Annotated in this window: 13 protein-coding genes; 12 read left to right on the forward strand and 1 reads right to left on the reverse strand. The window is 57.7% G+C overall.

Annotation, left to right across the window (positions count from 1 at the left end; translation table 11 throughout):
• The first annotated feature begins 31 nt into the window (after nucleotides 1–31).
• Entirely contained in the window at nucleotides 32–2197 is a 2166-nt protein-coding gene (locus VJR90_00420) for an EAL domain-containing protein (GenBank protein HKV95938.1), read from the forward strand.
• A gap of 105 nt (nucleotides 2198–2302) precedes the next feature.
• Here VJR90_00420 and parC read toward each other — a convergent pair whose 3' ends face one another.
• Nucleotides 2303–4585 carry a DNA topoisomerase IV subunit A gene (parC, locus tag VJR90_00425; GenBank protein ID HKV95939.1) on the reverse strand — a complete coding sequence of 761 codons (2283 nt, stop codon included), beginning with the start codon at nucleotides 4583–4585 and terminating at the stop codon, nucleotides 2303–2305.
• Between the two features lie 171 nt (nucleotides 4586–4756).
• Here parC and VJR90_00430 point away from each other — a divergent pair, with 171 nt between their 5' ends.
• The 11 genes from VJR90_00430 (at nucleotide 4757) to VJR90_00480 (ending at nucleotide 12055) form a co-directional block, all read left to right on the forward strand.
• Nucleotides 4757–5257: a hypothetical protein gene (locus VJR90_00430; protein ID HKV95940.1), complete on the forward strand. Its 501-nt coding sequence runs from the start codon at nucleotides 4757–4759 to the stop codon at nucleotides 5255–5257.
• Nucleotides 5257–6000 carry a hypothetical protein gene (locus VJR90_00435; GenBank protein ID HKV95941.1) on the forward strand — a complete coding sequence of 248 codons (744 nt, stop codon included), beginning with the start codon at nucleotides 5257–5259 and terminating at the stop codon, nucleotides 5998–6000. Before VJR90_00430 ends, VJR90_00435 begins: the two co-directional genes overlap by 1 nt.
• A 125-nt stretch (nucleotides 6001–6125) precedes the next feature.
• Nucleotides 6126–6464, forward strand: a complete 339-nt coding sequence (locus tag VJR90_00440; GenBank protein ID HKV95942.1) for a DUF1801 domain-containing protein — start codon at nucleotides 6126–6128, stop codon at nucleotides 6462–6464.
• A 137-nt stretch (nucleotides 6465–6601) separates the two neighbouring features.
• The gene (locus VJR90_00445) at nucleotides 6602–6946 is read left to right on the forward strand and encodes a hypothetical protein (GenBank protein ID HKV95943.1); all 345 of its coding nucleotides are present in this window, start codon (nucleotides 6602–6604) and stop codon (nucleotides 6944–6946) included.
• Nucleotides 6947–7265: 319 nt separating this feature from the next.
• Nucleotides 7266–7538, forward strand: a complete 273-nt coding sequence (locus VJR90_00450) for a DUF4242 domain-containing protein (protein HKV95944.1) — start codon at nucleotides 7266–7268, stop codon at nucleotides 7536–7538.
• A gap of 237 nt (nucleotides 7539–7775) precedes the next feature.
• Nucleotides 7776–8156: a cupin domain-containing protein gene (locus tag VJR90_00455; GenBank protein ID HKV95945.1), complete on the forward strand. Its 381-nt coding sequence runs from the start codon at nucleotides 7776–7778 to the stop codon at nucleotides 8154–8156.
• A gap of 92 nt (nucleotides 8157–8248) precedes the next feature.
• Nucleotides 8249–8635, forward strand: a complete 387-nt coding sequence (locus VJR90_00460; protein HKV95946.1) for a DUF1304 domain-containing protein — start codon at nucleotides 8249–8251, stop codon at nucleotides 8633–8635.
• 145 nt (nucleotides 8636–8780) lie between these two features.
• The gene (locus VJR90_00465) at nucleotides 8781–9425 is read left to right on the forward strand and encodes an NAD(P)-binding domain-containing protein (GenBank protein ID HKV95947.1); all 645 of its coding nucleotides are present in this window, start codon (nucleotides 8781–8783) and stop codon (nucleotides 9423–9425) included.
• A gap of 18 nt (nucleotides 9426–9443) precedes the next feature.
• Nucleotides 9444–9962 (forward strand): GFA family protein, encoded by a 519-nt coding sequence (locus VJR90_00470; protein HKV95948.1) that lies wholly within the window; start codon nucleotides 9444–9446, stop codon nucleotides 9960–9962.
• Nucleotides 9963–10079: 117 nt separating this feature from the next.
• On the forward strand, nucleotides 10080–11135 hold the full coding sequence (locus VJR90_00475; GenBank protein ID HKV95949.1) for an alpha/beta fold hydrolase: 1056 nt from the start codon (nucleotides 10080–10082) through the stop codon (nucleotides 11133–11135).
• Nucleotides 11136–11257: 122 nt separating this feature from the next.
• Entirely contained in the window at nucleotides 11258–12055 is a 798-nt protein-coding gene (locus tag VJR90_00480) for an isoprenylcysteine carboxylmethyltransferase family protein (protein ID HKV95950.1), read from the forward strand.
• Nucleotides 12056–12101: the final 46 nt, after the last annotated feature.

Below are 12101 nucleotides of genomic sequence, written 5' to 3' on the forward strand. Positions count from 1 at the left end.
TCGGTCGAGTCTGCTAGCTGAGGACTGCGCCTTGTCGCCACGGAACGCACTGCCCGTCCTGATTGTTACTGCTTCCCAAAATGAAGCGGAACAACTCAACAGCATGCTGCGCAAAGCCGGCTACCCGGTGAAACCGCTGTGGGCCGCGGACATGGAGAGCGCGGAAAAAAGCGTCAAGGCCCAGCGCCCCGATCTGATTCTTTGCTCCATGAGCGTGCCCGGCGCTTCCTTTAAGGAAGTCGTCAAGATGCGCGACATGTCACTGCCCAATGTCCCCGTGATTGCACTCAGCGACACCACGCAGTCAGAGCTGGTGGCGGAAATCATTGACAGCGGCGCACGCGACCTGGTGTCCGTCGCGCAGCCTGAACACGTGCGTGCGGTGGTGTCGCGCGAACTCGAAGTTCTGACCCTGGCGCGCGAGCTCGAACAGAAAGGCCTGACACTCAAGGAATACGAACAGCGCATCAACCTCGTGATGCGCGATACCAAGAACGCCATCGCCTACGTAAGTGACGGCATCCTGGTGAATGTGAACCCCGCGTTCCTCGAACTCTTCGGTTACAACTCGAGCGGACAGATCGTGGGTCAGCCGGTGCTGGAACTGTTTGCAGGCGAGGCCCAGGCAGCACTCAAAGACGCGCTCAAACTGGCCGGCAAGCGCCACGCCGTCAAACCGCTGCCCCTGGACGCCAAGCATGCCGGTGGCAAGGCGTTGAAAATCACGCTGCAGATCGCGAACGCGGAATTCGACGGCGAACCCGCACTGGAACTCTCCGTGCGCAGCGAGGTCAAAGACAGCAGCGCGCAGGCCCAAGTACCGGGCCGGTCCCACGCACAGGCGCAGGCACAAATCGATCTGCTTACCCAGAAGCTCGCGGCCAGCGTGCAGCAGCTCACCGCCGCGCGCAACCTGGATCTGCTCACGGGCTTCATCAACCGCGTGCACTTCATTGAAGTGTTGCGCCAGGAGCTGGCCAAGAACAAGGGGCCGGCACTGTCCGCGCTCTTGTACATCAAACCCAACCAATTTTCGCAGGTCACCGTCAAAGTGGGCATGATTGCCAGCGACGGCATAATCAAGGGCCTGGCGGACCTGGTGCGCTCCAGCGTTAGTCACGATGACATCGTGGCGCGCTTCGGTGGCACCGATTTTTCGGTCATCATGACCCGTCCCAAACTCAAAGACATATCCGATGCGGCGGAGAAACTCCACGCCGCCGTGGGCGCGCGCATCTTCGAATCCATGGGCAAGTCCACCAGCATGAGCTGCAGCATCGGCTTCGTGATATTGGACGAGCACAACCGTGACCCCGAGCAAGCGCTGATGCACGCCAAAGAGGCCCACACCAAAGCCACGCTGGCCGAGGGCGGTTCCGTGGCCGCCTGGGCGCCCGCCAAGGTGGATGCACAAGGCCAGGCCACCGACACCGAATGGAAACGCACCATCATCGAGGCGCTCAGGGCTAATCGCTTCATGCTGGCCTACCAGTCCATTGCCAGCCTGACGGGTGATGCCACCGAGGCGCTGGACATGCTCATCCGCATGCGCGATGAGGACAACAACGAAATTCCCAGCAAGGATTTATTCCCAGCCGCGGAGCGCGCCGGTATGATGGGTGCGATTGACCGCTGGGTCGTGGAACGCAGCCTCGCCATGATGGTGGAACGCGCCAAGCTGAACCACACAGCGCGCCTGTTCGTGCGGCTGTCGGATCAGTCCTTGACCGACAAGAGCCTGTTCCCATGGCTGGAAAAGCTGCTCAAGAGCACGCCCGTGCCCGCTGGCAATCTGGTATTCGAGATTTCGGAAAAATCCGCGGAGAAATACATTACCGATACGCGCGCGCTGGCGGAAGCCGCGCATCGCCTGAAATGTGGATTTGCGCTCGAACACTTTGGCCTCGGGCAGGATTCGCTGCACACCCTCGGACTGATCCGCCATGTGGACTACATCAAGATTGACGGCAGTCTGATCGCGGTGCTCGCCACCGAGGAGGACAAGCGCAATCTGACCAAGAAATTCGTGGCACGCGCCAACGAGTTGAAAATCCACACCGTGGCCGAAAAAGTGGAAAAGCCGGAAACCATGGCCATGCTTTACCAGCTTGGCATCGAATACATCCAGGGCAATTACGTGCAGGAACCGGAAGTCGTCATGGCGGATTCCACGCCTACGCGTGCGGTCACCGGTTGATCTGAATCGCAGCGCCGACTGCGTTTCCCAATGCACGCTTGGGAGCGGTGATATTCACCGCGATCGAATTTTTGGGAGCGGCGGTCTGCGCCGGGGTTCCGCTCTTCAGCCGCCGCTCTTCCCCGGCATCCTTGACGCCGGATACATGGCTTCCACCGCGCGCCAGCCGCGCGGCAATTTAAGGCCGCGGCGGCCGCGCTCGCCGGCATATTCCTTCAGTTCCTTGGCCGACAGCGTCATATGACGCGCACCGGAGAGAATCACCAAGCCCTCTTCCGCCGGCACGCAGGCTATCGCCGCCATGTATTCCTCGTGGTTCGCAGCTTTCTTCGAGGGAATACCCATAATCTTGTTGCCCTTGCCACGTGCCAGTTCCGGCAGTGCCTTCACCGGGAATACCAATATATGTCCTTCACTGCTGACCGCCACGAGCAGATCACTTTTCACGTTGTTGACCGGCGACGGCACCAGCACACGCGCATTCTTCGGCAGCCGCAGCGTGGCCTTGCCGGCGCGGTTGCGGGAGATGAGTTCGCCGAGCTTGACTACGAAACCGTAACCCGCATCGCTCGCCACCAGCCAGCGATCCTCGGGTTCGCCGATCAATGCGCCGGCGAAGCTTGCGCCCGCCGGCGGCGTGAGCCGCCCCGTCAGCGGCTCGCCCTGGCTGCGGGCCGAGGGCAATGAATGGGCCGGCAGCGTGTAGGCGCGGCCGGTGGAGTCCAGAAACACCGCCGGCTGGTTGCTTTTGCCGTAGGCCGCGGCGAGAAAGCCGTCGCCGGATTTGTAACCCAGTGTGCGCGGATCGAGTTCGTGACCCTTCGCGGCCCGCACCCACCCGGCCTTGGAGAGAATCACCGTGGTGGGCTCCGTGGGCAGCAACTGGGTTTCATCAATCGCCTGGGCCGCAGGTGCGCGCTCCACCAGTTGCGAACGCCGCGGGTCGCCATAAGTTTCAGCGTCGGCCGTCAGTTCGTCGCGCACCAGTTTTTTGAGTTTGGCTTTCGAACCTAATGTCTTCTCCAATCCCTCACGCTCCTTCGCCAAGTCCTTCTGCTCGCCCCTGATCTTCATTTCTTCAAGCTTCGCCAGGTGCCGCAACTTGGTTTCCAGAATCGCCTCGGTTTGCGCGTCGGTTAATTTGAAACGCTTCATCAACACGGACTTGGGCTGATCGTGCTTGCGGATGATGGCGATCACCTCGTCCAGATTGAGATACGCAATCAGCAGGCCATCCAGAATGTGCAGCCGCTTCTCGACTTTATCGAGGCGAAACCTGAGCCGGCGCGTAACGGTTTCAGTGCGGAATTCCAGCCACTCTTCCAGTAATTCCTTCAGATTTTTGACCCGCGGCCGGCCATCCAGACCGATGAGGTTCAAATTCACACGGTAGCTGCGCTCCAGGTCCGTGGTGGCGAACAGGTGCGCCATGAGTTCGCCCGTGTCCACCCGGTTGCTGCGCGGCACGATCACGAGGCGCGTGGGATTCTCGTGATCGGATTCGTCACGCAAGTCTTCCACCATCGGCAGCTTCTTGGCACGCATCTGGCCCGCAATCTGCTCCAGCACCTTGTCGCCGGACACCTGGTACGGGAGTGCGCTGATCACGATGTCGCCGCCCTTCTCCCGCGTCCATTTGGCACGCAACCGCATGCTGCCCATGCCGGTCTCGTACATTTGCAGGATTTCCGCGCGCGGCGTGATGAGTTCCGCTTGCGTCGGAAAATCCGGCCCCTTGATGTGTTCGCAAAGCCGTTTGACAGAGGCTTTGGGTTCTTCCAGCAGGCGGATGCAGGCGCTCGCCACTTCTTTCAGATTGTGCGGCGGGATGTCGGTCGCCATGCCCACGGCAATGCCAGTCGCGCCATTCAGGAGAACATTCGGCAGCCGCGCCGGCAGGAGCTTCGGCTCCTGCAAGGTGCCATCAAAATTTGGCTGCCAATCCACCGTGCCTTGCGCGAGCTCCGAAAGCAGCACTTCGGCGTATTTCGAGAGCTTCGCTTCGGTGTAGCGCATGGCAGCAAAGGACTTGGGATCGTCCAGCGAACCCCAGTTGCCCTGGCCGTCAATGACGGGATAGCGGTAGGAAAATGGCTGGGCCATGAGTACCATGGCTTCGTAGCAGGCGAGATCGCCGTGCGGGTGATACTTGCCGAGCACGTCGCCCACGGTGCGCGCGGATTTCTTGGGCTTGGCTTGATAATCCAGCGACAGCTCCGACATCGCGTACACGATGCGCCGCTGCACTGGTTTCAAGCCGTCGCCGATGTGCGGCAGCGCCCGGTCCAGAATCACGTACATGGAATAGTCCAGGTACGCCTTTTCGGTGAAAGTCTTCAGCGGCTGGCGTTCGGCACCTTCGACGGCAAGCGTGGCTGTGTTAGCCATGGGAATCCTCATCTAGTTGCCGGCATTATAGGGTGCCAGACATGGCAACTGGTAATCCGGGATTGCCGGTGCTACAAAGGGCGGACTTAAACAATCGTCCGTCATGATGAATATCGCCAGCATCGATCTAATACTTGTTAGTCAACCTGATGACTAAGGAGGTTCGTTGTCGTGGATGAGAAAGATTTCAAGACTCGTTCCACTCGACTTGAACGGGTTGCCAAGGTCATCGAGAAACTGCCACCCGAGGTGCGCAGTGAAGCGTTTGACCTCCTAAAGGCATATGTTACGGAGCAGGCTTCGGATTCCCCGGGCAAAAAAACTGCATCTAATGCCAAGCATCAAGGCTCAGATGATTCGGAGGAGTCGTTCTTCAGAGGCTTCGATCTCGACAAGCCTGCTGATAACGCAAGGCTCATAGCTGCCTATTTTTATCGCGAATACGGAGCAGAACCATTCTCCATGGATGAAGTGCGCCGTAAGGCAGATGACGTTGGGATAACTGTTCCGGCTCGGTTGGACATGACCTTTCAGGCGGCGAAAGAAAAGGGTAAGAAGCTGTTCGCTAGGGCTGGAAGAAGCAAGTTCAAGCCGACAGTTCACGGAGAGGCAAATCTGAAAACTACATACTCTGTGAAAAAAGGTACAAAGAAACGCGCGGAGAGTACTTAGTGACGCTCGTCGAGTTCATAGCCCCACTGTTGAATAAGAAACATCAGGATCGGATTCTTGCGGTCCTGTACTACCGTGAAAGGTATGAGCAGAAAACGGCGCTCACAGTCGATGAGATTCGGCAGGGGTTAAAAAATGCACGTTCTAAGGGATGGGCTAAGGCCAATGTGGCCGACGTATTAAGCAAGAGCGGTGCTCTTGTTGATACCAAGCGGTTGCAAGGGAAGAGGCACCTCTGGAATCTGACAGATTCCGGTCGTGAGCACGTGCGCACGCTCCTTGGTCTCCCTGAGGCGGACGTCGAAATCGAGCATGATGTTGGCACTCTAGAAAATCTAGTCACCAAAGTCGCCGATCCGGATGTGAGGGACTATCTCGATGAAGCTCTGAAGTGCCTGCAAGTTGGCGCGCTGAGGGCCAGTACAGTGTTCGTGTGGGTCGCTGCGATTCGGACAATTCAAACTAGCCTACTCACTAAGGGCACGACGGTGCTTTCAGCCGCCATCCAGAAACACGACCCAAAGGCTAGACCTATCAAGACCCTTGATGACTTTGCTTATGTCAAGGATGCGACCTCGCTCTTAGCCGCCAAAGACCTCGGAGTACTGGACAAGAACGAGAAAGATACCCTTACCGAGGCACTGAATCTCCGCAATCGCTGTGGTCACCCTGGCAAGTATCGACCAGGGATAAAGAAGGTATCCGCCTTTGTTGAAGACATTACGTCTATCGTGTTCGTGTAGATCGTTGGCTAACAAGCGCTTGAAATCGACCTCCGCAAGCTTCGCTTGCGGTTACCTCGTCGCTATGCTCCACGACGGCGGCTGAAGCGCGACGCCATCCGAAACATTGAAGGAGGTCTGAACATATGTTCACAAAGAAAGGCGACGCGGCCGTCCTCGCTAAACTCGGCGAGGCCCCCGCACAGTATCGGGAAATTGGAGAACGCCTGCACCGCATCATCCGGGAAAGCGCACCGTCGCTCGAGCCGATCGTGCGCTGGGGACTCCCGTTTTACGTAAAGAACGGCAAGGACATTTGCTACATCAAAACGGATAAGGACTTCATCGCTTTCGGATTCGGCGAAGTAGTCAACCCCGCCCGCGAGGACGGTGTCCACATGCACCCCGTCGCATGGACTCTCACCTCGCTCGACGCCGCGACTGAAGCCAGAATTCGCGCGCTCGTCAAAAAGGCCGTGGCCTAGCCAGCAGGGGCGGCCGGCAGCTCGTGCGCGGTTGGAAATGAGGGTCCGCGACACAAAGGTGGACGAATTGACGTCCAACAACGCGTTGCAGCCGACGCAGCTTCGCCGCGCGGCTGAACGCAGACCTTAGGGTGCCCATGATCTACGCATTCGTAATTTGTCAGTTTCTCGTCGTGCTGTTTATTGCGGTCCACGACTGGGTGCCACTTGGCAGGCTCAACAGTGTGGCCGGCATCCGCGCAGTTGACAGCCCTAGCAAGCTTGCTGTTGTTACGGTGCTCAGCACGCTGCCCTTCGCCATTGCGTTGGTCGCAAGCGTCCACTACGCCAACTCCAGTTTTCCAATGTGGCTAATGTGGTTGCTCTGGTGTAGCTACGGCGCGGCCCTTTACGGGGTACTGCGCACTTGGTGGGTACCCTATCTGTTTGCAAAAAATCCTGCGGGAGAAATGGGGTCAGAGCGAATATCCGGGATGCAATAACTACGCCTCACATACACAAGGCTGAGTACAGGTCACGCCTCCCGCGCTTTCGTTCACCCGGCACTCCTCAGCACGTCATACAACGTCGCAATAATCGCCCGCCATGTTTTAACCATCGCGCACTGCCTGTTGGGTAGCCAGGCCGTTCGACCATGTCCCGGCTGCGGCGTACAGCCTGGTTAGCGGCTGTACCCGATCGCCCAAGCGACTCGTGGGCAGCCGGAGGTGCGCCGCAATCACGGGGCGCTACCGGACGTAATCGTGCATACCTCGAACAGCGTATAGTCAACCCGCCTGCCAACCGCCACGGAGAGGTCCCATGCCAAAGTATGTCATTGAGAGAGAAATTCCGGGTTCCGGAAAACTTTCAGCTGAGGAACTTAAGGCCATCTCACAGAAGTCTTGTAGCGTTCTAAGCAAGCTCGGCACGCAGATTCAATGGGTACAGAGCTACGTTACCAAAGACAAAATCTACTGCGTGTATATTGCTCCGAACGAGCAGCTTGTGCGAGAACATGCGAAGCAAGGCGGGTTTCCTGCCAATTACGTTTCTGAAGTCGCCAGGATTATTGATCCAACAACGGCGGAGTAAACATCGCTCGGCGCGTGGTTTCAGCCGGCGACCATTCCCTCGGCAAGGCTACGGCTGAATTTGGATGTTCGAGGCGCGCGGCGCGGAACGCGGCTATTACTGCATTATGATTTTGGATAGGCTTCGCCCATCTCAATCACTCGGGCTGCGCTCAACTCGCGACGAGTACCATCGTCGCAACCGAGCCCGAACTGCCTCGCGTACTGTTTTCTCTTCTTTGACGGAAGGAGTGGTCCAATGACCAGCGGGAAGAACCAGCCATATGCCACGCATCTCGATACCAAGTTTCCAGTTCTCTCCATTGTTGACGTCCCCGGGCTTGTGCAGGCGTGCACAGACCAGTGGTACAACCAAACGCTTTGCAAGGTCAACGAGTCAGTTGTGCGCTTGGGCGTCGTGCAGGGTGAATACCACTGGCACAAGCATGACAACGACGACGAGTTCTTTTTCGTGCTGGATGGTCATTTCCTCATCGATCTGGAAGACAAGTCTTTCGACCTGCAACCGCGAGAGGGGTTCGTAGTCCCAAAGGGCGTCGTACATCGAACGCGTGCGCCGGATCGTGCCGTCATCCTCATGGTCGAAACCGCCTCAATTGTTCCAACCGGTGACGCCTAACCCCTCCATCGAGCGGACGTCCCAAAGGTTCCACTTTTTGGCTACCGCTCATTTGTAGCGTTAAAACCCAGGCAGCCCATCGCGAAAGCCTCATGAATCTAACCAGTCAAGTGTTTGCCTTTCTCGCGGCCGCCGTGCACGTCTTCATCTTCTGCATGGAGAGCCTGTGGTTCATGCGGCCCAGCGTGCACAAGCGTTTCGGTGCGGCCACCAGTGCGGACGCTGAGGCACGTCGCCTGTTTGCCTTTAACCAGGGTTTTTACAACTTGTTCCTGGCCATTGGCATCTTCGCGGGTATCGCGCTACTTCACATGGGCGGCAATGTCACCGTCGGCCGGACCTTGGTGTTGTTCAGTTGCGCCTGCATGGTCGGGGCGGGAGTTGTACTGTTCTTTTCGGCTGGCCGCCGGATGCTGCGTGCCGCAGTGATACAAGCGGCTTTCCCACTGCTAGCCTGGATAGCTTGGCTTTGGTTCTGACAATTTATTCAAGCCGAAGCCGCTTCGCAGTGCGGCTTGAGTCCGCAGTTATGCGGCTGATATTTGATAATCCAATGTAGATCGCGTACAACTATTTGCCCTGCCCCGCTCAAACTGAATCCGGTATCCAAGACAGAGGTGCAGTATGAAAATCGGAGTTCTCGGTTCGGGGATAGTGGCGACCACGCTGGCCGGCGGCTTTTTGAAGCACGGCCACGAGCTCATGCTGGGCACACGCACGGTGTCGAAACTTGCGGATTGGTCCAGGAAAAACCCCAAAGCACGAATCGGTAGCTACGCGGAAGCCGGCAAATTCGCTGAGGTGGCGGTTCTCGCCGTCAAGGGCACGGCCGCGCTGGACGCGCTGCGCGCAGCGGGTGCCACGAATCTCACCGGCAAACCCGTCATTGATGCCACCAACCCCATCGCTGACGCCCCACCGGTCAACGGCGTGCTCAAGTTCTTCACCAGCCTGGACGATTCGCTAATGGAGCGACTGCAACGGGAATTTAAGGAAGCGTGCTTCGTCAAGGCGTTCAATTCCGTCGGCAGTGCCCTGATGGTCAACCCGCAGTTGAAAGGCAGCAAGCCCACTATGTTCATCTGCGGCAATGACGACGCGGCCAAGAAAACCGTGCGAAGTATTCTGGATCAGTTCGGCTGGGAAACCGCGGACATGGGCAAGGCCGAGGCGGCGCGCGCCATCGAACCGCTGTGCATGTTGTGGTGCATCCCCGGCTTGCTGCACAACGATTGGGTGCACGCTTTCAAACTGCTGACTCACTCCTGAGAAAGAGGTGTCCTCGGAATGGCGTCTGAGAATGTTTACCCTCTTTATGGCGGCTGCGATTGCGGTACGCTCCGCTACCGGCTGGAATCCAACCCGCTGTTTGTGCATTGCTGCCATTGCCGCTGGTGCCAACGGGAAACCGGTGCTGCATTCGCACTCAACGCCCTGATCGAAGCGGAACGCGTGACGCTGGTGTCCGGTGAGCCGGAAATCGTGGACACGCCTTCAGCGAGTGGCAAGGGCCAGAAAATTGCGCGTTGTCCAAAATGCCGGATCGCGGTGTGGAGTAATTATTCGGGCGCCGGCCCGGCATTTCGTTTCGTGCGTGTAGGCACACTCGACGAACCCGATCACCTGCCGCCGGACATTCATATCTACACTTCCACAAAACAGCCGTGGATTATTCTCCCTGCCAACGTGCCGGCGGTCTCTGACTACTACGACCGCAAAAAATACTGGCCGGAGGAAAGCTTGGTACGACGCGAAGCGCTATTGGCGAAATTAGCAGTTAATGCCCAGGCACCGCGCAAAGGATAGCCCCGATTACTTCCCCTGCGACCAAGACCGTGCCCTGAAAAAGGATTATTCTGAAGGAAGCCGTATGGTTCACGGTTACTTGGGGTTGTGATTCTTGATAGCTCTCATTCATTCGCCATGCGTCAGCATATCCGCTATCTCGTAACTCCTGACGGGGTGCATGTGGCTTGGGCCGAAATGGGGTCCGGGCCGACGCTGGTTAAACCCGCCACTTGGCTTACACATCTGAAATACGACCTGGAAAGTCCAGTGTGGCGCCATTGGATGCAATTTCTTTCCGGACATTTCCGTTACGTCCGCTACGACGAACGCGGTTGCGGCATGAGCGACTGGCGTGCGGCTGATCTTTCCGCAGCTCACTGGGTCCAGGATTTGGAATGTGTGGTGGAGAAAGCCAGCATTGAGCATCCATTTGTTTTGCTTGGCATCTCGCAGGGAGCGGCTACAGCCGTTGAGTTTGCAGTCCGTCACCCGGAAAGGGTGTCGCGCATGGTTCTCTATGGCGGCTACGCCTGCGGATGGAAACAGCGGGGCAATCCAAATGCCACGCGTTATTACGAAGCCCTGGTGGAGATGATGCGGCACGGCTGGGGCAGCGAGAATTCCACTTTCCGGCAATTATTCACCTCGATGTTTGTCCCCGGCGGCACGCCGGAACAGCTCGGTTGGTTCAACGAGCTGTGCCGGCGCACCACGACACCCGAAATCGCCGTCGAACTCATGAAAGCGCGTGGCAGTGTGAACGTCCTGGATTTGCTCCCTCAAGTACGTACACCGACCCTGGTGATACACGCGCGCCACGATAAAGCGGTTCCGTATTCGGAAGGATGTCTTCTGGCATCGAGAATTCCCAATGCGGATTTCGTGGAACTCGATTCCTGCAATCACGTGTTGCTTGAGCATGAACCCGCCTGGCGGGAGTTTCAATCGCTGGTGCTGGAATTCACCGGCGCAGAGCGCGGCGCCAGCGCGGCTTTCGAAGGACTCTCGCGTCGCGAACACCAGATTCTTGCCTTGATCAACGACGGATTGAGCAACGGAGAAATTGCCGAACGCCTGTTCATTGACGAAAAGACGGTGCGCAACCACGTCTCCCGGCTGTTCGACAAGCTCGGGGTAAGCAGTCGCGCACAGGCCATCGTTTTGGCCCACAAGCGTGGCTTTCAAGCCTAGTCCGGGACAAACGTCCCTGCTTGAACAGCTCCCGCCTTCACAACAGGACAAATGCCTTATTCCACCGGCACTGAGAACGCTGCATCATTTTTCCAAGATCGTACTTTTTGGGAGGATGGACAATGCAGCGCTCATTCATTCTGCTTTTCGGCGTCATCGCCTACGGACTATTCCTGCTGACATTCCTTTATCTGATAGCCTTCGTGGGCAATTTGCAACTCACGCGATTGGCTGAGACGTTTCCGCTAGTGGCTGCACTGGTACCGCATTCCATTGATGCAGGCCGTCCAACAGGCAGCCTCATCACGGCCCTGGTGATCAATTTGGTGCTGATTCTGGTATTTGGGATGCAGCACTCCTTCATGGCGCGCAGCGGTTTCAAGGCCTGGCTGAAACGCTACCTGCCGGCATCCGCCGAGCGCAGTGTGTTTGTACTCATCGCCAGTCTGGTCCTGATCTTGCTCTTTTGGCAGTGGCGGCCGATCGCGGTTACGGTCTGGAGGGCAGATAGCGCGTGGGGTCAGTCGTTCGGCTGGATTGTATTCGCAGCCGGATTCGGATTGGTGTTGATTTCCACCTTTCTCATCAACCATTTCGAGCTGTTCGGACTCAAGCAGGTGTGGGCGCAGTTGCGGGGCCGCGAGGCGCGCCCACCTCAATTTGCTATGCCACTGTTCTACAAAATGGTGCGCCATCCGCTGTATCTCGGCTTTCTGCTCGCGTTCTGGGGAGCGCCGGTGATGACGGCGGGACACCTGTTGTTTGCCATCGTCATGAGCGGCTACATCTTGGTTGCCATCCGCTTCGAGGAACGTGATTTGGTGCAATTCCATGGCCAACTCTACGAACATTACCGCACACGCGTTCCCAAGATTGTGCCGCTCACCGGCTGGCTGCTGCATCGTAGGAACACGCACTGATGTACGTCACGGGACTTAGGCGGCACACACTTTGGACGCTTGCTTT

The sequence above is a fragment of the Gammaproteobacteria bacterium genome, from assembly GCA_035279405.1.
Taxonomy (GTDB): domain Bacteria; phylum Pseudomonadota; class Gammaproteobacteria; order Natronospirales; family REEB76; genus REEB76.